Origin of the sequence: Streptomyces sp. NPDC006624 (assembly GCF_040611555.1) — a bacterium.
GTDB lineage: Bacteria > Actinomycetota > Actinomycetes > Streptomycetales > Streptomycetaceae > Streptomyces.
This window is the reverse complement of sequence record NZ_JBEXOM010000002.1, coordinates 168,627-192,181: the sequence shown is the minus strand read 5'-3', so window position 1 is coordinate 192,181 and position 23,555 is coordinate 168,627. Positions and strand designations below refer to the sequence as shown.

The window sequence follows — 23,555 nt, the reverse complement described above, 5'->3', positions numbered from 1 at the left end:
CGAGGTGCGCACCTTGGCTTTCCAGATGCCGGACCGCGGCGGAGGCCCGACAGGGCCGCGGATCAGAGTGGGCCGCCCGTCCCGGCGTGTCCGGACCCTGCTCATGACGCTGGGCGTCCTGGCCGTTCTCGGCATGGCGTTCACCATGTTCGCGGGCTTTTGGACGGACTGGCTCTGGTACCGGTCGGTGAAGTACTCGTCCGTCTTCACCACCACCCTGTGGACCAAGATCGGGCTCTTCTTCGTCTTCGGCCTGCTCATGGCGCTCGCAGTGGGCTTCAACATCTGGCTGGCGCACCGGCTGCGGCCGCCGCTGAGCGCCATGTCGATGGAGCAGCAGAACCTCGACCGCTACCGCATGAGCATCGCGCCCTACAAGAAGTGGCTGCTGATCGGGATCACGGCCCTGGTGGGCCTGATCGCCGGCGCCTCCGCCTCCGGCCAGTGGCGCACCTGGCTGATGTGGGTCAACGGCGTGCCCTTCGGCCAGAAGGACCCCCAGTTCCAGCTGGACGTCTCCTTCTACGCCTTCGACCTGCCCTGGTACCGGTTCCTGCTCGGCTTCGGCTTCGCCGCCGCGATCCTCTCCGTGATCGCCGCCGCGCTCACCCACTACCTGTACGGCGGGCTGCGCGTCACCAGCCCCGGCGCGCGCGCCACGGCCGCGGCCACCGGGCACCTGTCGGTCCTCATCGGTGTCTTCGTGGCACTGAAGGCGGTCGCGTACTGGCTCGACCGGTACGGACTCGCGGTCAAGTCCAGTGACTTCCGCGCGACCGACAACTGGACCGGCCTGCGCTACGTCGACGCCAACGCCTACCTGCCGGCCAAGACGATCCTGTTCTGCATCGCCGTGATCTGCGCGCTGCTGTTCTTCGCCACCCTGTGGCGGCGGACCTGGCAGCTGCCCGTGATCGGCTTCGGTCTGATGGTGCTCTCCGCCATCCTGATCGGCGGTCTGTACCCGGCGATCGTGCAGAAGTTCCAGGTCCAGCCGAACGAGCAGGCCAAGGAGGCGCCGTACGTCGAGAAGAACCTCGAGGCGACGCGCAAGGCCTACGGCATCGACGGCACCAAGGTCACGGACTACACGGGCACGAGCGCGACCGAGGACAAGACCAAGCTGCGTGACGACGTCGGCTCCACGGCGAGCATCCGGATCATGGACCCGAACGTCGTCTCGCCGACGTTCCAGCAGCTCCAGCAGATCAGGAACTACTACGCGTTCCCGACCAACCTGGACGTCGACCGCTACTCCAAGGACGGCAAGGACCAGGACACGGTCCTCGGGCTGCGGGAGATCAACCTCGCCGGCATCCCGAAGAAGAACTGGATCAACAACCACTTCCGTTACACCCACGGATACGGAGTGGTCGCCGCCGAGGGCACCAGCGCCGACGCCCAGGGACGGCCGGTGTTCACCGAGTCCGACCTGCCCTCCAAGGGCAGTCTCGGCACGTACGAGCAGCGGGTCTACTACGGCGAGAAGACCACCACGTACTCGATCGTCGGCGGTCCCCAGAAGGAGATCGACTACTCCGACGACAACGGGGAGAAGACCACCAGCTACAAGGGCGGCAGCGGGGTCAACCTCTCCAGCCCGGTCAACCGGGCCGCGTACGCGGTGGCGTTCGGCGAGCCGCAGATCCTGTACTCCGGTGCCATCGGGGAGGGTTCGCGGGTCCTGTACAACCGCACGCCCAAGGAGCGGGTCGAGGCGGTCGCCCCCTGGCTGACCATCGACGGCGACGCCTACCCGGCGGTGGTGAACGGCCGCATCCAGTGGATCGTCGACGCCTACACGACGACGAACGGCTACCCGTACTCCTCGCGCACGACCCTCGGTGACACCACGGCCGACTCGCTGACCGCGACCAACGACAACCGCGCGGTGGTGGCCCAGCAGAACCAGGTCAACTACATCCGGAACTCGGTGAAGGCGACCGTCGACGCCTACAGCGGCCAGGTCAACCTCTACCAGTGGGACACCAAGGACCCGGTGCTGAAGACCTGGATGAAGGCCTTCCCGGACACGGTCAAGCCCAAGAGCGAGATCTCGCAGGGCCTGATGGACCACCTGCGCTACCCGCAGGACCTGTTCAAGGTCCAGCGTGAACTGCTCACGCGCTACCACGTGAAGGACGCCACGACGTTCCTCAGCGGCAGCGAGGTGTGGCAGGTGCCGGACGACCCGACGAACCGGTCGGGCAGCGCGGTGCCGCCGTACTACCTGAGCATGAAGATGCCCGACCAGCAGGCGCAGGCGTTCTCGCTGACGACGACCTTCACGCCCAACGGCCGGGACAACCTCAGCGCGTTCATGGCGGTCGACGCCGAGGCGGGCACCGACGGCTACGGCAAGATCAGAATCCTGAAACTGCCGACGAACACGACGGTCAACGGACCCAAGCAGGTCCAGAGCCAGTTCAACTCCCAAGAGGACATCGCCGAGTCCATCAGGCTCCTGAGAGGCGGCGACTCCGAAGTGGAGTACGGCAACCTGCTCACGGTGCCGCTCGACGGAGGCCTGCTGTACGTGGAGCCCGTCTACGTACGCGGTGGCGGACTGAAGTACCCGCTGCTGCGCAAGGTGCTGGTCACCTACGGAGGCGAGACGGCCTTCGAGAACACGCTCGAGGAGGCTCTCGACAAGGTCTTCGGAGCCGAGGGCACCACACCGCAGCCGCCGGAGGACGAGGGCGACACGACGACACCGCCGCCGACGTCCGAGAACCCGACGGTCCAACAGGCCCTGGAAGACGCCCAGAAGGCGTTCGACGCGGGCCAGGAGGCCCTGAAGGAGAACGACTGGGAGGCGTACGGCAAGGCGCAGAAGGACCTGGAGGACGCCCTGCGGCGTGCCGAGGAGGCACAGGCCGAGGCGGGCGATTCCGGCGGAGCCGGGGGCGGCGAGAGCAAGCCCAGCGCCGCCCCGAGCGGCAGTCCGAGCCCGAAGCCGAGCAGTTAGGGCCCCTGGCCTGGTCGGATGCCCATCCCGCGCCGTGGTACGGTTGTGCACACAACGGCGCGGGGTGGAGCAGCTCGGTAGCTCGCTGGGCTCATAACCCAGAGGTCGCAGGTTCAAATCCTGTCCCCGCTACTGATATCGCGAAGTCCGAAGACGGAGCGAACACGAAGGCCCGGATTCCACACAGGAATCCGGGCCTTCGCGATGTGTGAACGCATGTGCTGGCGCCCACTACGGCCGCGCCACCGGGGGGAGTTGCGCCGTCTGTGTTTGACTTGTCTCTCTGTGGGCATGTCGACAAAACGCTGTAGTGACCTCACTGGCTGCGGTATACCAGGTGTACCCAGGTTGCAGGTGGTGCGACGATGGACGTTATGGGGGACAAGGGAACTCTGTTCGAGACAGGGCGTTTTGTGCAGCCTTCCAGTCGGGAAGACACCGACACCCCGGACGAGGCCGGGGTGCTCGCCGACGACGCCGCCGAGGAGCTGCGTCAGCGGCTCGCCGCGGAGGCCGGCGATGTGGAGGCCATGAGTGTCCTCGGCGCCATGCTGCTGCGCCGGGGCGACCTCGACGGTGCGGAGCCCCATCTGCGCGCCGCCACCGCCGCGGGCGACCGGGCCGCGGCCAACAACCTGGGCGTCCTCCTGCACCAGCGCGGCTACGCCGACGAGGCCGCCGGCTGGTGGCGCATCGCCGCCGTCGCCGGGTCCGCGCCGGCCGCGCACGCGCTCGGCCGGCACCACCGCGAGCGCGGCGACGAGCCCGCCGCCGAGTACTGGCTGCGCCAGTCCGCCGAACAGGGCCACACCCTGGGCGCGTACGCCCTCGCCGACCTGCTGGAGCACCGCGCTGACGCGGACGCCGAGCGGTGGATGCGGGTCGCCGCCGAGCGCGGGCACCGGGAGGCGGCCTACCGGCTGGCCCGGGCGCTGGACCGCAAGGCGACGCGGGAAACCGGCGGTGACAACGGTGTCCACCTGCTCGAGGAGGCCGAGCAGTGGTACCGGCAGGCCGCAGCGCGCGGCCACCGGCACGCCGCCCTGCAGCTGGGCACCATCCTGGAGCGGCGGGGGGAGCTCAAGGAGGCCGGGCGCTGGTACCTGACCTCGGCCAAGGACGGCGAGGCACGGGCCGCCTGCGCGCTCGGGTTCCTGCTGCGCGACGCGGGCGACACGGAGAACGCGGCCGTGTGGTGGCTGCGGGCCGCTCAGGACGGCGACGGCAACGCGGCGAACGCGCTGGGCGCCCTGCACGCCGAGCGGGGCGAGACCCAGACCGCCGAGCGGTGGTACCGGGCCGCGATGGACGCGGGCGACGTGAACGGCGCGTACAACCTCGGGCTGCTCTGCGCCGAGCAGGGACGCACCCCGCAGGCCGAGCAGTGGTACCGGCGTGCGGCCTACGCCGGGCACCGGGAGGCCGCGAACGCGCTGGCGATCCTGCTGCTCCAGGGCGGGGACGAGACGGGCGCCGAGCCGTGGTTCTCCAAGGCCGCGGAGGCCGGGAGCGTGGACGCCGCGTTCAACCTGGGCATCCTGCACGCCGGGCGGGGCGAGGAGAAGGCCGCCCTCGGCTGGTACGAGCGGGCCGCTGCCGCGGGGCACACCGAGGCGGCGCTGCAGGTCGGCATCGCGCGGCTGCGGGACGGCGACGAGCAGGAGGCCGAGCGGCACCTGCGGTGCGCGGCCGGGGGCGGGAGCGCGGAGGGCGCGTACCGGCTGGCGACCCTGCTGGACGCGCGGCGGCCGCCGGAGCCGGCGCATGAGCTCGGGGAGCCCGTGCACCGGCGCAGCGAGTGCGAGGAGTGGTACGAGCGGGCCGCCACGCAGGGCCACCGGCGGGCACAGGTCCGGGTGGGCATGCTGGCCGCCGCCCGGGGCGATGTCGTGGAGGCGGCCCGGTGGTACCGGCAGGCGGCCGAGGCCGGGTCCCGCAACGGCGCCTTCAATCTCGGGCTGCTGCTGGCCCGGGAGGGGAGCGAGCCGGAGGCCGCCGTGTGGTGGACGCGCGCGGCCGACGCGGGGCACGGGCGGGCGGCGTTGCGGCTGGCCCTGGTCTACGCGCGTCGGGGCGAGCTGGCTGAGGGGCAGCGGTGGGCCGACCGGGCCATGGCGCTCGGGCCGGCGTCCGTGACGGAGCGGGCGGAGCGGTTGCGGGACGCGCTCCGGCAGGAGCTGTCGGCGTAGCGGCGGCTCCTTCGGGGAGTGCTCCTGGTCACATGGGCCCTCAGGGGCGGGAAGCGATTTGCATCCGTTGTCTTCGGTGACGTAACGTTGCATTCAACGACGCGGGGTGGAGCAGCTCGGTAGCTCGCTGGGCTCATAACCCAGAGGTCGCAGGTTCAAATCCTGTCCCCGCTACTGAAGGCCGAGGGTCGGAATCCGAAAGGGTTCCGGCCCTCGGTGTTTCTCCGGTCGTTCTCCCCGTCGTTCCCCTGCGGAGCAGCACGAAGCCCCGGCACCCATCAGTGCCGGGGCTTCGGTACAGGGACGGTCAGGCGGCCGCGCAGTTCGGGCAGACGCCGCGGTAGGTCACCTCGACGTCCGAAACCGTGAAGCCGAAGCGCTCGGAGTCGGGGAGGTCGGCCAGCGGGTTGCCGCTCGGGTGGACGTCGCGGATCGCGCCGCACCGGGCGCAGACCAGGTGGTGGTGCGGCCGGTGCGCGTTCGGGTCGTACCGCTTGGCGCGCTGGTCCGTGGAGACCTCGAGCACCTCGCCGAGCGTCACCAGTTCACCGAGCGTGTTGTAGACGGTCGCGCGGGAGATCTCGGGCAGCTTGGCGACGGCCCGGGCGTGGACCTCGTCGGCCGTCAGATGGACGTGTTCGCCGTCGAGGACCTCGGCCACCACACGTCGCTGCGCGGTCATCCGCCATCCGCGTCCGCGCAGCCGTTCCAGAAGGTCACTCATGGCCACCAGCCTAACAGCAAAGGGGACCAGGTCCCGAACAGGTGTGAAGTTAGAGGCTCACTTGCTTTAGACATTGTCTATTGTAGGATCGGGAACGGCTTTGGCCAAGGGACAGGAACAGCAGGAATGGCGCAGGAGGCGTACGTGTCGCAGGGACCGCTCACGACGGAGGCCGGTGCTCCGGTAGCCGACAACCAGAACAGTGAGACCGCGGGCGCCGGCGGCCCGGTGCTCGTCCAGGACCAGCTCCTGCTGGAGAAGCTGGCCCACTTCAACCGGGAGCGGATCCCGGAGCGCGTGGTGCACGCACGCGGCGCGGGTGCGTACGGCACCTTCACCGTGACCGCCGACGTCACCCCGTACACCCGCGCTGCCTTCCTCTCCGAGGTCGGCAAGCAGACGGAGACGTTCCTGCGCTTCTCGACGGTGGCGGGCAATCTGGGCGCGCCGGACGCCGTGCGCGACCCGCGGGGCTTCGCGCTGAAGTTCTACACCGAGGAGGGCAACTACGACCTCGTCGGCAACAACACCCCGGTGTTCTTCATCAAGGACGCGATCAAGTTCCCGGACTTCATCCACACCCAGAAGCGCGACCCGTACACCGGCTCGACCGAGGCGGACAACGTCTGGGACTTCTGGAGCCTGTCGCCCGAGTCCACGCACCAGGTGACCTGGCTGTTCGGCGACCGGGGCATCCCGGCCTCCTACCGCCACATGGACGGCTTCGGCTCGCACACCTACCAGTGGCAGAACGAGGCCGGCGAGGTCTTCTGGGTCAAGTACCACTTCAAGACCGACCAGGGGATCAAGTGCCTCACACAGGAGGAGGCCAACCGGCTCGCAGGCGAGGACCCCGACTCCCACCAGCGCGACCTGCGCGAGGCCATCGAGCGCGGTGAGTTCCCGTCCTGGACCGTGCAGGTGCAGATCATGCCGGAGGCGGACGCGGCGACGTACCGCTTCAACCCGTTCGACCTGACCAAGGTCTGGCCGCACGCGGACTACCCGCCGATCGAGATCGGCAGGCTGGAGCTCAACCGCAACCCGGAGAACATCTTCGCCGAGGTCGAGCAGTCGATCTTCAGCCCCGCCCACTTCGTGCCGGGCATCGGCCCGTCCCCGGACAAGATGCTCCAGGGCCGCCTCTTCGCGTACGGCGACGCCCACCGCTACCGCGTCGGCATCAACGCCGACCACCTGCCGGTGAACCGTCCGCACGCCACCGTGGCGCGCACCCACTCGCGTGACGGGTACCTGTACGACGGCCGTCACGGGGGCGCGAAGAACTACGAGCCGAACAGCTTCGGCGGCCCGTTCCAGACGGACCGTCCGCTGTGGTCCGCCACGGCGGTGAACGGCGTCACGGGCAACCACCCGGCGCCCGTCCACGCCGAGGACGACGACTTCGTGCAGGCGGGCAACCTCTACCGGCTCATGTCGGAGGACGAGAAGGAGCGTCTGATCGCCAACCTGGCGGGCTTCATCGCCAAGGTCTCACGCGACGACATCGCCGAGCGGGCGATCGGCAACTTCCGTCGGGCCGACGAGGACTACGGCAAGCGGCTGGAGGCCGCGGTGCAGGCCCTGCGCGGCTGAACTCCAGCGCTGGACCGCTTGCGGTAGAGGACGGGCCGGGCCCCTCAGGGGGACCCGGCCCGTTCGCGCTTCTCCTGGGCGGTGCGTGCCGACCGACTGCCGTCAGGCGGGCACCTGCTGACGCGCCGGTGCCCAGCAGCGGATGATGTCGCGGACCGAGACGACGCCGGCGGGCTCGTCGCGGTCCAGGACGATGAGATGGCGGAAACCGCCGTGCGCCATCGCGCCGGCCGCCTCCTCCAGGGTCCATGTCGGGGCGGCGAACACCACGTCGGTCGTGGTGTGGGCGTGGGCGCGCTCGGAGTCCGGGTCCTGGCCCCGGCCCACGGAGTTGAGGATGTCGCGTTCGGTGAGGATGCCGATGCCGCCGGCGTCGGGGTCGTGGACGATGGCCGCGCCGACCTTGCGGGCGGACATCAGCGCGGCTGCCTGGCGAAGGGTGTGCGTCGGGCCGATGGTGAGGACGACGGTGCTCATGGCATCACGGACGAGCATGGATCGAGCCACCTCCTGGGAGTACCCCCGCCTTTGTTCATTGCTTCACAAGTTCACAAGTGGGGGGACTCTCAGAGTGGCAGGCAAAGGGAGGGTCAACAAGGGGGCGTGCGACGCGGGAGCGGTGCCGTGGCGGTGCCCATGGGCCCCTGGGGGCAACTGACTTGGTCAGTAGCGCTGGTTGAGGTAGCCCAGCAGCTCGTCGTGCAGCAGGCCGTTCGACGCGGCCGCGTTGCCGCTGTGAGGGCCCGGGCGGGCGTCGAGGCCGGTGAAGGTGCCGCCCGCCTCGGTGACGACGATCGCCGTGGCGGCCATGTCCCACAGGGACAGCTCCGGCTCGGCGCACATGTCGACGGAGCCCTCCGCGACCATCATGTACGGCCAGAAGTCGCCGTACGCGCGTGTGCGCCACACCTCGCGGGTCAGGTCCAGGAAGCCGTCCAGGCGGCCCTGCTCCTCCCAGCCGCTGAGTGAGGAGTACGCGAAGGAGGCGTCGGAGAGCCGGGAGACGCGGGAGACCTGCAGCCGGGAGGCCTTGGTGAGGCTGCGGCCGGTGAAGGCGCCGTGGCCCTTGGCGGCCCACCAGCGGCGGCCGAGGGCGGGGGCGGAGACGACCCCGACGACCGGCTGGAAGCCGCCCTCGCCGGCCTCCATGAGGGAGATGAGGGTGGCCCACACGGGCACCCCGCGCACGTAGTTCTTGGTGCCGTCGATCGGGTCGATCACCCAGCGGCGGGGGCCGGTGCCCTCCACGCCGTACTCCTCGCCGAGGATCGCGTCCCGGGGGCGGGCGCGCTGGAGCTGGCCGCGGATGAGTTCTTCCGCCGCCTTGTCCGCCTCGCTCACCGGGGTCATGTCCGGTTTGGTCTCCACCTTCAGGTCGAGGGCCTTGAACCGGTCCGTCGTCGCGGCGTCCGCGGCGTCGGCGAGGACGTGGGCGAGACGCAGGTCGTCGAGGTAGTCGGGCATGTGACGAACCTATCTGCCGAGGTGGGGGTGGGGCTACCGGGGGCGTGTGCGGGTGGGGGAGATGGTGCGTGGGGTCTCTGACGGAGCTCTGGCGGGCGCCGGGCGCGGCCGGGTGCGCCGTCCGCCGCCGCGGGCGCCGGCAGTCGCGCAGGACGGCTGAAACGCGCCCCCGCGTGCGCTCGCGAACCCTTGACAGTGGTCCTGCGCGCGTCAAATCTGGGGCGCAGAGCCGCTCGCCCCAAGGGGAGGCGATGATGCCTGCAGCGCGGGAGTCTCTGCTGGACGCCGCTTTCGCGGCGCTGGCGCGCCGGCCGTGGTCAGCCGTGCGGATGGTGGACGTGGCCGCGGCGGCCGGAGTGTCCCGGCAGACGCTGTACAACGAGTTCGGCAGCAAGGACGGGCTCGCCCGCGCCCTCGTGCGCAGGGAGGCCGACGGGTACCTCGCCGGGGTGGACCGTGCCCTGGCCGGGCCGTGCGACCTGTGCGACCGGCTCACGGCCACCGCCGAGTGGACCACCGCGGCGGCCCGCGGCAACGCCCTCGTGCGCGCCATGCTCACCGGCTGCTGGAGCGAGCGCCTGCCGTCACCGGTCCTGTCGGCCGTCCCGTCCGGCTCCGCCGTACCGGCCCAGCGCCGCGCCGACGGCCCCCTGCCCTCGCCCGGTGACTTCGTCGCCCTCGTCCGCGACCGCGCCGTCGCCGTCCTGGCGGGCACCGACACCCCGCTGTCCGACACCGCCGACCTGGCCCGCACCTGTGAGCTCGCCGTGCGGCTGGCCCTGTCCTGCGTGGCCGCGCCCCCGGACGAGGGCGGCGTCGCCGGCCTGGTCCGCGGCGTCCTTCAGCGGCAGGCCGCCTGACAGCGCGTCAGTGCGCCGACCCCGACAACTGCAGCCCGATCACGCCGATGATGACGAGGCTGATCGACACGATCTTCAGCGTCGACACCAGGTCGCCCAGGAACACCATGCCGTAGATGGCCGTCCCCGCCGCACCGATGCCCGTCCACACCGCGTAGGCGGGCCCCACGTCGAGCTTGCGCAGCGACAGGGTCAGCAGCCCGAAACTGCCGAGGGCGAAGGCGCAGAACGCGACCGTCGGCCAGAGCCGCGTGAAGCCGTGCGACAGTTTCAGCGACACGGCGAAGCCGGTCTCCAGCAACCCGGCCACGATGACCAGCAGCCACGCCATGAGTCGTTCCTCCCGTATCCCACGTTCAGTGACCGCTGCAGACCGCTGCTTCGGATTCGTCAGGCTCGTCGGGGTTTGGTCGGGCTTGCATCCGGCTTGGTGCGATTATGCACTTACCGTCCGCGCCCTCTCACAAACAACGCGGAGGTCAGTCGCCTTCCTTCCGCTCCCGCGTGGCCAGCAGCCGCCGCAGCGAGTACAGCCGCGCCGGGTCCGCGTGCCCCTCGGCCACCCACGCGTCCAGCGCGCAGTCGGGCTCGTCGTGACTGCAGGCGCGCGGGCAGCCCTCGGTGCCGGGCTCCAGGTCGGGGAAGGCGTGGATCACCCGGGACGGATCGACGTGGTGCAGCCCGAAGGAGCGCAGGCCCGGGGTGTCGATCACCCAGCCGTCGCCGCCGGACAGCGGCAGGGCCAGCGCCGAGGTCGTGGTGTGCCGGCCCCGGCCCGTCACCGCGTTCACGTGCCCGGTCGTACGCCGCCGCTCCCGCGGCACCAGCGCGTTGACGAGGGTCGTCTTGCCGACGCCGGAGTGGCCGACGAACGCGGTGACCCTGCCGTCCAGTTGCTCGCGCACCCGGTCGACGGCGGCGCCGCTCTCCAGCTCCGCGCGGCTGGTGACGACGTAGGGGATGTCGAGGTCCCCGTACAGCTCCAGCAGCTTGTCGGGCGGCGCGAGGTCCGACTTGGTCAGCACCAGCAGCGGCTCCAGCCCGCCGTCGTAGGCCGCGACCAGGCAGCGGTCGATGAGGCGCGGGCGGGGCTCCGGGTCGGCCAGGGCGGTGACGACCGCCAGCTGGTCGGCGTTGGCGACGACCACGCGCTCGTAGGGATCGTCGTCGTCCGCCGTGCGCCGCAGCACCGACGTGCGCTCCTCGATGCGCACGATCCGCGCGAGGGTGTCCTTCTTGCCGGTGAGGTCGCCCACGAGCGCCACCCGGTCGCCGACCACGGCCGCCTTGCGGCCCAGCTCGCGGGCCTTCATCGCCATGACCACACGGTCCCCGACCAGGCACGTCAGGCGGCCCCGGTCGACGGTGAGGACGAGTCCCTCGGCGGCGTCCTCGTGCTTGGGCCGGATGTTGGTCCGGGGCCGGGTGTTCCGGCGGCCCGGACGGCTGCGGATGTCGTCCTCGTCGGTGTGCTTGCCGTAACGGCGCATGACGTGATCCCCGCGTCCTACGCCCCGAGCATCCCGGTCCACAGCTCGGGGAAGCCGGGCAGGGTCTTGGCCGTCGTCGCGACGTTCTCGATCTGCACGCCCTCCACCGCGAGCCCGATGATCGCGCCCGCCGTGGCCATGCGGTGGTCGTCGTACGTGTGGAAGACCCCGCCGTGCAGCCGGCGCGGGCGGATGTGCAGCCCGTCGGCCGTCTCGGTCACGTCGCCGCCCAGCTCGTTGATCTCCTTGGTCAGCGCGGCCAGCCGGTCCGTCTCGTGCAGCCGCAGGTGGGCCACGCCGCGCAGCGTCGACGGGGAGTCCGCGAGGGCGGCGACGGCCGCGATGCCCGGCGTCAGCTCGCCGACCTCGCTCAGGTCGACGTCGATGCCGTGGATCGCACCCGAACCGGTGAACACCAGCCCGTACTCGGTCAGTTCGCAGGAACCGCCCATCTCGGTGAAGATCTCGCGCAGCCGGTCACCGGGCTGCGTGGTGCGCGACGGCCAGTCCGGCACGACGACCTTGCCGCCGGTCACCAGCGCCGCCGCCAGGAACGGCTGGGCGTTCGACAGGTCCGGCTCGATCACCAGGTCCCGGCCGAGCAGGGCACCGGGCGTGACCCGCCAGACGTTCGGCTCGCCGCCCGACTCGGGGGTGTCCACCTGGGCACCGACCGCGCGCAGCATGTCGACGGTCATGCGGATGTGCGGCATGGACGGCAGCGTGGCACCGGTGTGGCGCACCTCCACGCCCTGGTTGAAGCGCGGTCCGGACAGCAGCAGGGCGCTGACGAACTGCGACGAGGAGGAGGCGTCGATCGAGACCCGGCCGCCCTCCAGGGCGCCGCTGCCGTGCACGGTCAGGGGCAGCGCGCCGCGGCCGTCGTCGTCGATGCGGGCGCCGAGCCGGCGCAGCGCGTCGATGACGCCGTTCAGCGGGCGCTCGTAGGAGCGGGGGTCGCCGTCGAAGCGGACGGGACCGTCGGCGAGCGTGGCGACCGGCGGCAGGAACCGCATCACCGTGCCGGCGTTGCCGACGTCGACCGTGGCCGGGCCGCGCAGGCCCGTGGGGAGCACACGCCAGGCCTCGCCGGTGCCGTCGGGGCCGACGCCCTCCTCGATCTCGATGCCCATCGCGCGCAGCGCCCCGGCCATCAGCAGGGTGTCGCGCGAGCGCAGCGGGCGGCGCAGCCAGCCCGGCTCGGAGGCGAGGGCGGCCAGGACCAGGGCGCGGTTGGTGACCGACTTGGACCCGGGCACGTGGACCGTCGCGTCGACGGCTCCGCTCGCGTGCGGGGCGGGCCAGAGGGCGGTGGGGTTCAGTGCCATGCCCTTACTTTATAAGGAGGCCGTCTCCCGGGTGCGGTGCCGTCGGCGCTGGTCGCGCCCGCACGGGGGAGCCGCACGCCCGCACGGCCCGCCGCCCCCGGCTCACAGCTCCAGCAGCCAGCGGCCCCCGCCGAGCAGCGAGCACAGCGACACCGCGTGGAACAGGAAGAACCACAGTCCCGCCGGTACGTGCGTCAGCCGCGCCAGCTGGTCCGCGTCGGAGTCCCCGGCGCCGCCCCGCGCCCGCTTCGCCTGCAGTTCGAACGCCGGGCGCACCCCGCCCAGCAGCAGGAACCACACCACCGCGTACGCGAACGCCGCCTGCACCTGGGTGCCGGCCAGCCAGGACACCGTCACGAACAGCCCGCCCGTGACGACCAGGGTCAGGGCGCCGTAGGCGTTGCGGATCATCACGAGCATGGCCAGCAGCAGGGCCGTGGCCAGCCACAGCAGCAGCGTGATGCGCCCGGCGCCGAGCAGGGCCGCGCCGCCCAGGCCCAGCAGGGGCGGGGCCGTGTAGCCGGCGGCGGCCGTGAGGATCATGCCGATGCCGTGCGGCTTGCCGCGGCTGACGGTCAGGCCGCTGGTGTCCGAGTGCAGCCGTATGCCCGTGAGGGTGCGGCCGGTCAGCAGGGCCACGAGCCCGTGGCCGCCCTCGTGGGCGATGGTGATGGCGTTGCGGGATATGCGCCACAGGCCGTGCGGGATCACCACCGCGAGCGCGGCGGCCAGAGTCCCCAGCACCACCCACAGGCCGGGGTCGGGCTGGGTGCCGGAGACCTCGTCCCAGAGGGAGGCGAGCGAGGCGGTTGCGGTGCTGTCCATGTGCGGCGTCGGCTCCCTGAGGTCGGATGGAATCTGGCAGTGTGGCACGTATGTGCGGACGGTATGCAGCCAGTCGTGGGCCCGAGGATCTCGCAGGAATCTTTGAGGTCGAGAAGTGGGAGCCCGAGGAGACCCTCGAACCGGACTACAACGTGGCGCCCACCAAAGAGGTCTACGCCGTCCTGGACCGCCCCCTGAAGGACGCGGACGACCCGCGGCCGGTTCGGCAGCTGCGCAGGCTCAAGTGGGGGCTCGTCCCGTCCTGGGCGAAGACGCCCGAGGGCGGCGCCCGGATGATCAACGCCCGGGCGGAGACCGTTCACGAGAAGCCCTCCTACCGCCGTGCCTTCACCTCCCGGCGCTGCATCCTGCCCGCCGACGGCTACTACGAGTGGGTCACCGGCACGCAGGAGCGCGAGCTGGAGGTCGAGGGCAGGAAGAAGCGGCCCCGCAAGCAGCCGTACTTCGTGACGCCCGCGGACGGGTCGGTCTTCGCCATGGCCGGGCTCTACGAGTTCTGGCGTGACAGGACGCTGCCGGACGACCACCCGCAGGCCTGGTGGGTGACGTGCTCGGTCATCACGACGGAGGCCGAGAGCGGCCCGCTCGCGGTGGCCCCGGCCGAGGGGCCCCGGGCGCTCGCCGACATCCACCCGCGGATGCCGCTGATGCTGACGCCCGACCGCTGGGACGCCTGGCTGGACCCGGCCCGCTCCGAGGCGGAGAGCCTGCGCGAGCTGCTCGCCCCGCCGCCCGGCGGGCTGATGCGCGCCTACCCGGTCTCCACCGCCGTCAGCAACGTCCGCAACAACGGACCTGAGCTGCTGAAGGAGCTGGAGGCGCCCGAGGAGGGCACACTCTTCTGACGTGACCCACGTGACCACCGAGACCGTAGAGACGGACGCCGGTACCGCCCGCATCACCTGGCACGAGGCAGGGCGGGCCCGGCTCGTGCTCGCCGTCGGCCACGGCGCGGGCGGCGGCATCGAGGCCCGCGACCTGAAGGCCCTGGCCGACGTCCTGCCCGCCCACGGCGTGACCGTGGCCCGGGTGGAGCAGCCCTGGCGGGTGGCAGGGAAGAAGCTCGCACCCGCGCCGAAGACGCTGGACGCCGGCTGGCGGGGCGTGTGGCCCGCGCTGACCGCGCCCGGGCTGCCGGTGGTCTCCGGCGGGCGCAGCGCCGGGGCCCGGGTCGCCTGCCGCACCGCCACCGAACTCGGAGCCCGTGCCGTGCTCGCCCTCAGCTTCCCGCTGCACCCGCCCGGCAAGCCGGAGAAGTCCCGCGCCGAGGAACTGCTGGGCTCCGGCGTGCCCACGCTGGTCGTCCAGGGCGGCAACGACCCGTTCGGAAGGCCGCGGGAGTTCCCCGAAGGGGCGTACGAGCTCGTGGAGATTCCGTACGGGGATCACGGCTTCGCCGTGCCGAAGCGGGCGGAGATCACGCAGGACGAGGCCGTGGCGGTCATCACGGACGCCGTCGTGGGGTGGACCGGGTCACTCGGGTAGAGCCCCGGGAATGCCCGGGCGGGACGCACTGTTGTGCGGGACGTACGTGCTGGAGACCAGCGCCGACGCCGTAGGAGAGGAAGTCCGCCGCATGGGTTCGACCGTATGCCCGACCCGCAGCAGCCGCGCCGACCTGGACTGGACGGTGCTGCACGCGGCGAAGACCGCCCCGGTCCGGGCGGCGGGCGGACCGGATCGTCGTCTATCCTCCGATTCGGGTGAGACCGCTCTCGGTCTCACGAGAACTCCGGAGGAGGTGGGTCCGGTCACTGGGACCGACGCAGGGACCGACAACGGCCAGGCGGAGCAGCCCGAGGGCCAGGGCGGCGGCGTGAGCGCGGAGACCGACGCGGAGCGCAGCGCGCGCTTCGAGCGGGACGCGCTCGAGTTCCTCGACCAGATGTACTCGGCCGCGCTGCGCATGACGCGCAACCCGGCCGACGCGGAGGACCTGGTGCAGGAGACGTACGCCAAGGCGTACGCGTCCTTCCACCAGTTCCGCGAGGGCACCAATCTCAAGGCGTGGCTGTACCGGATCCTCACCAACACCTTCATCAACTCGTACCGCAAGAAGCAGCGGGAACCGCAGCGCTCCGCGGCCGAGGAGATCGAGGACTGGCAGCTCGCCCGCGCCGAGTCGCACATGTCGACGGGCTTGCGCTCCGCGGAGTCGCAGGCGCTCGACCACCTGCCCGACTCGGACGTGAAGGCAGCACTCCAGGCGATCCCCGAGGAGTTCCGCATCGCCGTCTACCTGGCGGACGTCGAGGGCTTTGCCTACAAGGAGATCGCCGACATCATGGGGACACCCATCGGTACGGTGATGTCCCGGCTGCACCGGGGCCGCCGTCAGCTGCGCGGCATGCTGGAGGACTACGCCCGTGAGCGCGGGATGGTCCCGGCCGGCGCCGGAGAGTCGAACGAAGCGAAAGGCTCGGGGTCATGAGCTGCGGAGAGCCGCACGAGACGGATTGCAGCGAAATCCTCGATCATCTCTACGAGTTCCTCGACCGTGAGATGCCGGACTCGGACTGCGTGAAGTTCGAGCACCACTTCGAGGAGTGCTCGCCCTGCCTCGAGAAGTACGGCCTCGAGCAGGCCGTGAAGAAGCTCGTCAAGCGGTGCTGCGGGCATGACGACGTGCCCGGCGACCTGCGCGCCAAGGTCATGGGGCGGATCGATCTGATCCGCTCCGGCCAGGCCGTCCCCGAGCAGGACGTGACCGCCTCGCCGGCCACGCCGCAGGAGTCCTGACAGCCCGGACCCCGTCGACCGCCCCGGCCCGGCCGGGGCAGTCCCCCTCTCGAACGCTTCACTCGAACGTGCTAATCCGCGGCTTGTCGCCGGTGCGCCCCCTCCCGTCGTCCTAGGCTCTCCGGGCCTGACGGACATGGCCGGGGGAGGGGCTCATGGAAGCGGTAACGGCACGGACACGTGTGTACGTCACCTCTGTCGCCCTGGCCGCGGTCCTGTGCCTGCTGCCGCTGCCCGGCGTCGACGCCCCCTGGTGGGCGGTCGCGCTGCTCGCCGCCCTGTACGCGGGCTGCGAGCGCGTCGCCCGGTCGCGGTACGTCGGCATCTCCCACCCGGCCGGGACCTTCTACCCCGTCCTGCTCGCCGCCGCCTTCCTGCTGTCCGCGCCCGCCGCCGCCCTGGTGGCCGTGCCCGGGGCGCTGCTCTCGCAGGTCGCGCAGCGGCCCGTCGCGCTGCGCCGGATCTGGCGGGCCGCGCAGCTCGTCCTCGGAGTGTGGGCCGCGGGCAGGGTGCACCGGGCGCTCGGCGGGCGGGACGCCGTCGTCGCGGGGGACGTCCCCTACGCGCTCGGACCCGCCGGAGCGGCCGTGCTGGCCTTCTGCCTGGTGCTCGCGCTGCTCGACGGCGGGATCCTCGCCGTCGCGGAACGGGTGCCGCTGCGGCGGGCCTGGCGCGGGCTGCTGGCGCGCTCCCTCGCGCCGATCGCCGTGCACGGACTCGCCGGGCTGATGATGGCCGTGCTGTGGCGCAGCCCGTACGGGCCCGTGGCCGCGCTGCTGGTGCTGCTGCCGATGTGCGTCTCCTGGTGGGCGTTCGCGCAGTACCACCGGGAACGGGCCGCCCACCAGGCGACCATCCGGGCGCTGGTGCAGGCCGTCGACATCAAGGACGGCTACACGCGCGGGCACAGCGAACGCGTCGGGCAGGCCTCCATGATGATCGCGCGCGAGCTCGGCATGGACGACGAGCGCGTGGAGGTGCTCCGCTTCGCCGGCATCCTGCACGACGTGGGCAAGCTGGGCGTGCCCACCCGGCTGCTGCGGAAGAACGGGCCGCTGACGCCCGAGGAGCGGCGGGTGATCGAGCTGCACCCCGAGTACGGCCACGAGATGGTGCGCGGCATCGGCTTCCTGGGGGAGGCCCGGGCGGCCGTGCTGCACCACCACGAGCGCCTGGACGGCAGCGGCTACCCCTACGGGCTGGTGGGCCGTCAGATCCCCGAGTCGGCACGGGTGGTGGCCGTCGCCGACGCCTTCGACGCCATGACCTCCACGCGCTGCTACAGCAGGGCCCGGCCCGTTCCGGTGGCGCTGGCCGAGCTGGAGCGGTGCGCGGGCAGCCAGTTCGACCCCGTGATGGTGGCGGCCCTGGCCGAGGCCGTGGGGCGGGCCGGGTGGCGCCCCGCGGTGACCGCCGACGACACCGAGGACGTCCCCGCACCGCGCGTGCCCCCGTCCGGCGCCCCCGTCGCCGGGCGGCCGGGGGCGCAGCGATGACCGGAGACCGGCCGCCCCCGCTCCTCACCCTCGTCCACGCCTGCGCCGCCCTCGCCGCCACCGGTGCCCTCGCCGTCACCCTCTACGACGGGGTCCACGAACGCCGCGTCGCCCTCGCCTTCGGCGTCCTCGTCGCCGTCGGGGAACTCACCCGCCGCAACGGCGCCGACGTCCGGGAACCGGCACCCCTCGGGGCCGCCGCCGCGCTGTCGTACGCGCTGCTCGGCGAGGCCGGCGGGCGGGCCACGCACCACGGTCCCGCCCAGGTCGTCGCGGTCGTGCTGGCCGCCTCGCTGCTCGGCAGCGTGCCGCACGTCGCCCGCGGGCAGGGCCCCACCCTCGACCACCTCGCGCGCCGGGTGCTCACCGTCGGCTTCGTCGCCGTGTGCTTCCAGCCCCCGTACAACCGGGGCATGTTCGACGACTGGGGCGGCCCCGCCTACGCGCTGCTGCTGCTGGCGCTGCTGTCCCTGACCGCGCTGTGCGACGCGGTGCTCGCCGCCGCCCTGGCGCACTCCCGCACCGGCTGGCCCTTCGGGCCGGTGCTGCGTGACGAGCTGCGGGCCGTGCACGGCATCGGGTCGGCCGTCATCGCGACCGGGGCGGTGATGGCCCTCGCGGTCGCCGTGGTGGGGCTGTGGGCGCTGCCCGTCTTCTCCGTGCCCCTGCTGCTCGCCCAGATGTCCTTCCGGCGCTACGCCGCCGTCCGGGCGACCTACCGGCAGACCATCGCCTCCCTCGCCCGGGCCACCGAGGTGGCCGGATACACCCCCGCCGGGCACGCCCGGCGCGTCGCCGCGCTCAGCCGGGCGGTGGGGCGCGACCTGGGCCTCACCGAGCCCGAACTGGCCGTGCTGGAGTACGCCGCGCTCATGCACGACATCGGCCAGCTGAGCCTCGTCGACCCGGTGCCGGCGGGCGCCACCGCCGGCCTGCCCGCCGCGGAACAGCGCCGGATCGCGCTGCTCGGCGGGGCCGTCGTCCGGCAGACGGGCGTCGACGAGGCGGTCGCCGTGGTGGTGGAGCGGCAGGCCGACCCGTGCGCGGAGCAGCCGCTGGCGGCGCGGATCGTACGGGCCGTGAACGCGTACGAGGAGAAGTCCCGGGAAGGCGGCTTGGGCGGGCCGCTGACGGCGCTGGAGGAACTCCGGCTCGCCACCGCCGGGGAATACGCCCCCCAGGTGGTGGAATCCCTGGCCCGGGTACTGGCAAGAAGCAGTCTGACCCGGCCCTCGGCTGGGTAACCCATGGGTAATGAGCGCCCTGGAGGCCGTACGTGGTTGGATGCGAAGGAGAAGGTGTCCGGGGGCTCGAAACACAGCTACGGCCAGCCCACCGCACGGAACTGGCAGGCGGGAATCGTGAGGATCTTCGGCAAGGGACGGCACCGGCCCTCCGCCTCCTGGCGGCAGGCCACAGACCGGGCATTCACTCTCATCGGCGACGGCCGGTACGAGGACGCGGGCGCACTGCTGACCCGCGCCGCCGATCTGGAGCCCTGGCTGTCCGAGTCGTGGTTCAACCTCGCCCTGCTGCACAAGTTCCGGCACGACTGGGAGCAGGCCCGGGCGGCGGGCCTGCGGGCCGTGGCGCTGCTCGACCGGGACACCGGCGCCCCCGACTGGTGGAACGTCGGCATCGCCGCCACCGCGCTGCAGGACTGGCCGCTGGCCCGGCGCGCCTGGCAGGCCTACGGTCTGAAGGTGCCGGGGGCCGCCAACGACTCGGGTGAGCCGGTCGGCATGGACCTGGGCAGCGCGGCCGTACGGCTGTCCCCGGAAGGGGAGGCCGAGGTGGTGTGGGGGCGGCGGCTGGACCCCGCGCGGATCGAGGTGCTGTCCATCCCGCTGCCGTCCTCGGGGCGGCGCTGGGGCGAGGTCGTCCTGCACGACGGGGTGCCGCACGGGGAGCGGAGCACGGCGGCCGGGCACACGTACCCGGTGTTCGACGAGATCGAGCTGTGGGCGCCGTCGCCGGTGCCGACCTGGGTGGTGCTGCTGGAGGCGGCCACGGAGACGGACCGGGACGCGCTGGAGCAGCTCGCGGCCGACGCCGGGTTCGCCGCGGAGGACTGGTCCTCCTCGGTGCGGCTGCTGTGCCGGATGTGCTCGGAGTCCCGGATGCCCTCGGACGAGGGCGACGGGGAGCATCTGGACCCGCACGACCACAGTGAGCCGGGCCACCCCGGGCCGCTGGGGCACCGGACGGACGGGCAGCTGTGGGTGCCGGAGCGGGAGTGCGGGCTGGCCGCGCCGGCGTCGCTGGTGAGGGGGCTGCTGGACGGGTGGGTGGCCGACAGCCCTGACTCCCGGGACTGGCGGGATCTGGAAGAGGTCTGCTAGCGCCGTCGCCGGGTGCCGTGCCGGCGTGGCCGCCCGCGCGGTTCCCCGTGCCCCTGACGGGGGCGCCTGCCCGTACCCTGTATCAGCATCCCGGCTCGGATTTGTTCAGGAAGGCGTACGCGACGTCATGGCTCAGCAGGACACCGATCAGCAGCACGCGGGCGTGCTTCCCGTCGATGACGAGGGGTACGTGATCGACACGGAGGACTGCGAGGAGCGCGAGGCGGCCTGGCGGGAGCGGGGGACTTCGCGGCCGATCACGGTCGTCGGGAACCCGGTGCTGCACAAGGAGTGCCAGGACGTCACCGAGTTCGGCGAGGAGCTCCAGCAGCTCGTCGCGGACATGTTCGCCAGCCAGCGCACCGCCGAGGGCGTGGGTCTCGCCGCCAACCAGATCGGTGTCGACGCGAAGGTCTTCGTCTACGACTGCCCGGACGACGAGGGCGTGCGGCACACCGGCGTGGTGTGCAACCCCCGGCTCGTCGAACTGCCCGCCGACAAGCGCCGGCTGGACGACAGCAACGAGGGCTGCCTGTCCGTGCCGACCGCGTACGCGTCGCTCGCCCGGCCCGACTACGCCGAGGTGACCGGGCAGGACGAGCGGGGCAACCCGATCAGGGTGCGCGGCACCGGATACTTCGCACGGTGTTTGCAGCACGAGACCGACCACCTGTACGGCTACCTGTACATCGACCGGCTCTCCAAGCGTGAGCGCAAGGACGCGCTGCGGCAGATGGCCGAGAACGAGCCCCGCTACCCCGTGGTCGCCAACGACTGACCCCTCGTACGCGCCAGGCGGACGGCGCCTGTCCGGGTTTCCGCACCCGGACGGGCGCCGTTCGGCTGTCCGTCGCACGTTCGGCCGCTTCCGTACCCCTGGTCATCCCGTGCCCGTCACACATCGGGAGGATCCCGGCGCTCAGGGGTAGTGAATGAAGCAAATGCGTTCCCAGAACGGTCAGTTGTAGTGCTGAATGGGGTGAGCGGGGTATGCAACGGCGCACGCCCGGCACGAAGGGAGGGGCGCTCGCGCCAACTGGCGGCTGAGAGGGGTTAGTTCGTGCATGCTTTGTCACACGGCACCACATCGACACCGGCCACGATCGCAGTTCCACCGTCGCTCTCTCTCCCGGTGATCGAGGCGGCGTTTCCCCGGCAACTCCACCCGTATTGGCCGAAGTGCCAGGAGAAGACGCGGGCCTGGCTGCTCGAAAAGCGGCTCATGCCCGCGGAGAAGGTGGCGGAATATGCCGACGGCCTGTGCTACACGGACCTCATGGCGGGGTACTACATCGGCGCCCCCGACGAGGTCATACAGGCGATCGCCGACTACAGCGCCTGGTTCTTCGTCTGGGACGACCGTCACGACCGCGACATCGTGCACGGCCGTCCGGACGCCTGGCGACGGCTGAAGGAGCGGCTGCACACCGCGCTCGACGACCCGGGGGAGCACCTGGAGCACGAGGATCCACTGGTCGCCGGGTTCGCGGACAGCGTGCTGCGGCTGTACGGGTTCCTGCCCCGGACATGGAACCTCCGGTTCGCCCGGCACTTCCACGCGGTGATCGACGCCTACGACCGGGAGTTCCGCAACCGCACGCACGGAATCGTCCCCACGGTCGAGGAATACCTCGAACTGCGCCGGCTCACCTTCGCGCACTGGATATGGACGGATCTGCTGGAGCCGACCGCCGGATGCGAACTCCCGGAAGCGGTGCGCACCCACCCGGCGTACCGTCGGGCGGCATTACTGAGCCAGGAGTTCGCCGCCTGGTACAACGACCTCTGCTCGCTCCCGAAGGAAATAGCGGGCGACGAGGTCCACAATCTCGGAATCAGCCTCATCACCCATGAGGGGTTCACCCTCGAAGAGGCGGTCGCGGATGTCAGGCGCCGAGTCGAGGAATGCATCACGGAATTCCATGACCGGGAACAGGAGGCTTTGCGGTTCGCCGACGAACTCGACGACGGCAGCGTACGGGGGAAGGAACTGAGCGCCGCCGTACGGGCCTGTCTGGGAAACATGCGCAACTGGTTCAGTTCCGTCTACTGGTTCCACCACGAGTCCGGCCGGTACAGGGTCGACAGCTGGGACGACCGGTCCACGCCCCCGTACGTCAACAACGAAGCGGCAGGTGAGAAATGACCGTCGAGTCTGTGAAGCCGGAAACCGCCCCGGTCGCGGAGCTGCGCGAACCGCCCCAGGCGGGTGGCGGGGTGCCCGGTCTGGGGCACGGCTGGAAGCTGGCCCGCGATCCGCTGGCCTTCATGTCCCGGCTGCGCGAGCACGGCGACGTGGTGCGGCTGAAGCTCGGGCCGAAGACGGTCCACGCCGTCACCACCCCGGATCTGACCGGCGCGCTGGCGCTGAGCAACGACTTCATCATCGCCGGGCCGCTGTGGGAGTCCCTGGAGGACCTGCTCGGCAAGGAGGGGGTGGCCACCGCCAACGGCTCGCTCCACCGGCGCCAGCGGCGCACCATCCAGCCCGCCTTCCGGCTCGACGCCATCCCCGCCTACGGCCCGATCATGGAGGAGGAGGCGCACGCCCTGACCGAGCGCTGGAAGCCGGGGGAGACGGTCGACTGCACCTCCGAGTCCTTCCGGGTGGCGGTGCGCATCGCGGCCCGCTGCCTGCTGCGCGGGGACTACATGGACGAGCGGGCGGAGCGGCTGTGCGTCGCTCTCGCGACCGTCTTCCGCGGGATGTACCGGCGGATGGTGGTCCCGCTCGGACCGCTCTACAAGCTGCCCCTTCCGGCCAACCGGCAATTCAACCGGGCATTGGCCGATTTGCATCTCCTGGTGGACGAGATCGTCGCAGAGCGCCGCGCATCCGGTCGAAAGCCGGACGATTTGCTGACGGCATTGCTGGAGGCGAAGGACGACAATGGCGACCCCATCGGGGAACAGGAGATCCACGACCAGGTCGTCGCGATCCTGACCCCCGGCAGTGAAACCGTGGCTTCGACGATCATGTGGCTGTTGCATGTGCTCGCGGAACATCCCGAACACGCGGACCGGGTGCGCGACGAAGTGGAAGCCGTCACGGGTGGGAGACCCGTGGCATTCCAGGACGTCCGGGCACTCCGGCACACCAACAATGTCATCGTGGAGTCCATGCGTTTGAGTCCAGCCGTCTGGATTCTGACCCGCCGGGCGGTACGGGACACGGAACTCGGCGGATACCGGATTCCGGCCGGGGCGGACATCATCTACAGCCCGTACGCGATCCAGCGCGATCCGAAGTCGTACCGGCGGCACCTGGAGTTCGACCCCGACCGCTGGCTTCCGGACCGGGTCAAGGACATCCCGAAATACGCCATGAGCCCGTTCAGCGTGGGCAACCGCAAGTGCCCGAGCGATCACTTCTCGATGGCGCAGCTGACCCTGATCACGGCGGCGCTGGCCACCAAGTACCGGTTCGAGCAGGTGCCCGGCTCCAAGGACGCCACACGGGTCGGCATCACACTCCGGCCGCACGACCTGCGGGTGCGGCCGGTGGCGAGGTGA

21 protein-coding genes and 2 tRNA genes are annotated in these 23,555 nt (G+C 71.5%); 16 read left to right on the top strand and 7 right to left on the bottom strand.

All coding sequences use genetic code 11. The annotated features are described in order from the left end of the window. Window positions 1-25 precede the first annotated feature (25 nt). The 4 genes from ABZY20_RS04530 to ABZY20_RS04515 all read left to right on the top strand — a co-directional run bounded on the left by ABZY20_RS04530 (window position 26) and on the right by ABZY20_RS04515 (window position 5,331). Complete coding sequence (locus tag ABZY20_RS04530) at window positions 26-2,968, top strand: UPF0182 family protein (protein WP_356437394.1); 2,943 nt, start codon at window positions 26-28, stop codon at window positions 2,966-2,968. 58 nt (window positions 2,969-3,026) lie between these two features. Continuing rightward, window positions 3,027-3,100 (top strand) — tRNA-Met (locus tag ABZY20_RS04525). A gap of 233 nt (window positions 3,101-3,333) precedes the next feature. After that, window positions 3,334-5,157 carry a tetratricopeptide repeat protein gene (locus ABZY20_RS04520; protein WP_356436414.1) on the top strand — a complete coding sequence of 608 codons (1,824 nt, stop codon included), beginning with the start codon at window positions 3,334-3,336 and terminating at the stop codon, window positions 5,155-5,157. A 100-nt stretch (window positions 5,158-5,257) separates the two neighbouring features. Further along, a tRNA-Met gene (locus ABZY20_RS04515) sits at window positions 5,258-5,331 on the top strand. Between the two features lie 133 nt (window positions 5,332-5,464). Here ABZY20_RS04515 and ABZY20_RS04510 read toward each other — a convergent pair. Next, window positions 5,465-5,881, bottom strand: a complete 417-nt coding sequence (locus ABZY20_RS04510; RefSeq protein ID WP_067236834.1) for a Fur family transcriptional regulator — start codon at window positions 5,879-5,881, stop codon at window positions 5,465-5,467. 144 nt (window positions 5,882-6,025) lie between these two features. Here ABZY20_RS04510 and ABZY20_RS04505 point away from each other — a divergent pair, with 144 nt between their 5' ends. Then, window positions 6,026-7,477 carry a catalase gene (locus ABZY20_RS04505; RefSeq protein ID WP_356437391.1) on the top strand — a complete coding sequence of 484 codons (1,452 nt, stop codon included), beginning with the start codon at window positions 6,026-6,028 and terminating at the stop codon, window positions 7,475-7,477. Window positions 7,478-7,579: 102 nt separating this feature from the next. Here the strand turns inward: ABZY20_RS04505 and ABZY20_RS04500 are convergent, their stop codons facing one another. Together ABZY20_RS04500 and hisN are read right to left on the bottom strand one after the other, a co-directional pair. After that, window positions 7,580-7,972 carry a CBS domain-containing protein gene (locus ABZY20_RS04500; protein ID WP_356436412.1) on the bottom strand — a complete coding sequence of 131 codons (393 nt, stop codon included), beginning with the start codon at window positions 7,970-7,972 and terminating at the stop codon, window positions 7,580-7,582. A gap of 168 nt (window positions 7,973-8,140) precedes the next feature. Then, a complete protein-coding gene (hisN, locus tag ABZY20_RS04495; protein ID WP_356436410.1) occupies window positions 8,141-8,941 on the bottom strand; it encodes a histidinol-phosphatase in 801 nt (266 codons plus the stop codon). A 251-nt stretch (window positions 8,942-9,192) separates the two neighbouring features. Here hisN and ABZY20_RS04490 point away from each other — a divergent pair, with 251 nt between their 5' ends. After that, the gene (locus ABZY20_RS04490) at window positions 9,193-9,801 is read left to right on the top strand and encodes a helix-turn-helix domain-containing protein (protein ID WP_356436407.1); all 609 of its coding nucleotides are present in this window, start codon (window positions 9,193-9,195) and stop codon (window positions 9,799-9,801) included. Between the two features lie 7 nt (window positions 9,802-9,808). Here the strand turns inward: ABZY20_RS04490 and ABZY20_RS04485 are convergent, their stop codons facing one another. The 4 genes from ABZY20_RS04485 to ABZY20_RS04470 all read right to left on the bottom strand — a co-directional run bounded on the left by ABZY20_RS04485 (window position 9,809) and on the right by ABZY20_RS04470 (window position 13,444). Continuing rightward, the gene (locus tag ABZY20_RS04485) at window positions 9,809-10,132 is read right to left on the bottom strand and encodes a multidrug efflux SMR transporter (protein ID WP_356436405.1); all 324 of its coding nucleotides are present in this window, start codon (window positions 10,130-10,132) and stop codon (window positions 9,809-9,811) included. Between the two features lie 148 nt (window positions 10,133-10,280). Next, window positions 10,281-11,291, bottom strand: a complete 1,011-nt coding sequence (rsgA, locus tag ABZY20_RS04480; protein WP_356436402.1) for a ribosome small subunit-dependent GTPase A — start codon at window positions 11,289-11,291, stop codon at window positions 10,281-10,283. A 17-nt stretch (window positions 11,292-11,308) separates the two neighbouring features. Then, the gene (gene aroA / locus ABZY20_RS04475) at window positions 11,309-12,619 is read right to left on the bottom strand and encodes a 3-phosphoshikimate 1-carboxyvinyltransferase (protein WP_356436399.1); all 1,311 of its coding nucleotides are present in this window, start codon (window positions 12,617-12,619) and stop codon (window positions 11,309-11,311) included. 102 nt (window positions 12,620-12,721) lie between these two features. Continuing rightward, window positions 12,722-13,444 carry a M50 family metallopeptidase gene (locus ABZY20_RS04470; RefSeq protein ID WP_356436396.1) on the bottom strand — a complete coding sequence of 241 codons (723 nt, stop codon included), beginning with the start codon at window positions 13,442-13,444 and terminating at the stop codon, window positions 12,722-12,724. A gap of 50 nt (window positions 13,445-13,494) precedes the next feature. Here ABZY20_RS04470 and ABZY20_RS04465 point away from each other — a divergent pair, with 50 nt between their 5' ends. From ABZY20_RS04465 to ABZY20_RS04420, 10 genes are all read left to right on the top strand, one after another. Further along, complete coding sequence (locus tag ABZY20_RS04465; RefSeq protein ID WP_356436393.1) at window positions 13,495-14,310, top strand: SOS response-associated peptidase; 816 nt, start codon at window positions 13,495-13,497, stop codon at window positions 14,308-14,310. Between the two features lie 10 nt (window positions 14,311-14,320). Next, window positions 14,321-14,950 (top strand): alpha/beta family hydrolase, encoded by a 630-nt coding sequence (locus tag ABZY20_RS04460; RefSeq protein ID WP_356437388.1) that lies wholly within the window; start codon window positions 14,321-14,323, stop codon window positions 14,948-14,950. A 256-nt stretch (window positions 14,951-15,206) separates the two neighbouring features. Then, window positions 15,207-15,896 carry an RNA polymerase sigma factor SigR gene (gene sigR / locus ABZY20_RS04455; protein ID WP_356437386.1) on the top strand — a complete coding sequence of 230 codons (690 nt, stop codon included), beginning with the start codon at window positions 15,207-15,209 and terminating at the stop codon, window positions 15,894-15,896. Continuing rightward, complete coding sequence (rsrA, locus tag ABZY20_RS04450; RefSeq protein ID WP_309095367.1) at window positions 15,893-16,204, top strand: mycothiol system anti-sigma-R factor; 312 nt, start codon at window positions 15,893-15,895, stop codon at window positions 16,202-16,204. The genes sigR and rsrA overlap by 4 nt, the downstream gene beginning before the upstream one ends. Window positions 16,205-16,359: 155 nt before the next feature. Beyond that, a complete protein-coding gene (locus ABZY20_RS04445; protein ID WP_356436390.1) occupies window positions 16,360-17,700 on the top strand; it encodes an HD-GYP domain-containing protein in 1,341 nt (446 codons plus the stop codon). Continuing rightward, a complete protein-coding gene (locus ABZY20_RS04440) occupies window positions 17,697-18,944 on the top strand; it encodes an HD domain-containing protein (protein WP_356436387.1) in 1,248 nt (415 codons plus the stop codon). Before ABZY20_RS04445 ends, ABZY20_RS04440 begins: the two co-directional genes overlap by 4 nt. 117 nt (window positions 18,945-19,061) lie before the next feature. Then, window positions 19,062-20,042, top strand: coding sequence for a hypothetical protein (locus ABZY20_RS04435; protein ID WP_356437384.1), 981 nt, complete (start codon window positions 19,062-19,064; stop codon window positions 20,040-20,042). A gap of 127 nt (window positions 20,043-20,169) precedes the next feature. Then, window positions 20,170-20,820: a peptide deformylase gene (gene def, locus ABZY20_RS04430; protein WP_356436385.1), complete on the top strand. Its 651-nt coding sequence runs from the start codon at window positions 20,170-20,172 to the stop codon at window positions 20,818-20,820. A 282-nt stretch (window positions 20,821-21,102) separates the two neighbouring features. Continuing rightward, complete coding sequence (gene cyc1 / locus ABZY20_RS04425) at window positions 21,103-22,188, top strand: epi-isozizaene synthase (protein WP_356436382.1); 1,086 nt, start codon at window positions 21,103-21,105, stop codon at window positions 22,186-22,188. Beyond that, on the top strand, window positions 22,185-23,555 hold the full coding sequence (locus ABZY20_RS04420) for a cytochrome P450 (protein WP_356436379.1): 1,371 nt from the start codon (window positions 22,185-22,187) through the stop codon (window positions 23,553-23,555). Before cyc1 ends, ABZY20_RS04420 begins: the two co-directional genes overlap by 4 nt.

Excerpts from the sequence above, each read along its gene's own strand:
- ABZY20_RS04530 (WP_356437394.1), top strand. The coding sequence starts at position 26 with ATGCCGGACCGCGGCGGAGGCCCGACAGGGCCGCGGATCAGAGTGGGC.
- ABZY20_RS04520 (WP_356436414.1), top strand. The coding sequence starts at position 3,334 with ATGGACGTTATGGGGGACAAGGGAACTCTGTTCGAGACAGGGCGTTTT.
- ABZY20_RS04510 (WP_067236834.1), bottom strand. The coding sequence starts at position 5,881 with ATGAGTGACCTTCTGGAACGGCTGCGCGGACGCGGATGGCGGATGACC.
- ABZY20_RS04500 (WP_356436412.1), bottom strand. The coding sequence starts at position 7,972 with ATGCTCGTCCGTGATGCCATGAGCACCGTCGTCCTCACCATCGGCCCG.
- hisN (WP_356436410.1), bottom strand. The coding sequence starts at position 8,941 with ATGCCCGACTACCTCGACGACCTGCGTCTCGCCCACGTCCTCGCCGAC.
- ABZY20_RS04490 (WP_356436407.1), top strand. The coding sequence starts at position 9,193 with ATGATGCCTGCAGCGCGGGAGTCTCTGCTGGACGCCGCTTTCGCGGCG.
- ABZY20_RS04485 (WP_356436405.1), bottom strand. The coding sequence starts at position 10,132 with ATGGCGTGGCTGCTGGTCATCGTGGCCGGGTTGCTGGAGACCGGCTTC.
- rsgA (WP_356436402.1), bottom strand. The coding sequence starts at position 11,291 with ATGCGCCGTTACGGCAAGCACACCGACGAGGACGACATCCGCAGCCGT.
- aroA (WP_356436399.1), bottom strand. The coding sequence starts at position 12,619 with ATGGCACTGAACCCCACCGCCCTCTGGCCCGCCCCGCACGCGAGCGGA.
- ABZY20_RS04470 (WP_356436396.1), bottom strand. The coding sequence starts at position 13,444 with ATGGACAGCACCGCAACCGCCTCGCTCGCCTCCCTCTGGGACGAGGTC.
- ABZY20_RS04465 (WP_356436393.1), top strand. The coding sequence starts at position 13,495 with ATGTGCGGACGGTATGCAGCCAGTCGTGGGCCCGAGGATCTCGCAGGA.
- rsrA (WP_309095367.1), top strand. The coding sequence starts at position 15,893 with ATGAGCTGCGGAGAGCCGCACGAGACGGATTGCAGCGAAATCCTCGAT.
- ABZY20_RS04445 (WP_356436390.1), top strand. The coding sequence starts at position 16,360 with ATGGAAGCGGTAACGGCACGGACACGTGTGTACGTCACCTCTGTCGCC.
- ABZY20_RS04440 (WP_356436387.1), top strand. The coding sequence starts at position 17,697 with ATGACCGGAGACCGGCCGCCCCCGCTCCTCACCCTCGTCCACGCCTGC.
- def (WP_356436385.1), top strand. The coding sequence starts at position 20,170 with ATGGCTCAGCAGGACACCGATCAGCAGCACGCGGGCGTGCTTCCCGTC.
- ABZY20_RS04420 (WP_356436379.1), top strand. The coding sequence starts at position 22,185 with ATGACCGTCGAGTCTGTGAAGCCGGAAACCGCCCCGGTCGCGGAGCTG.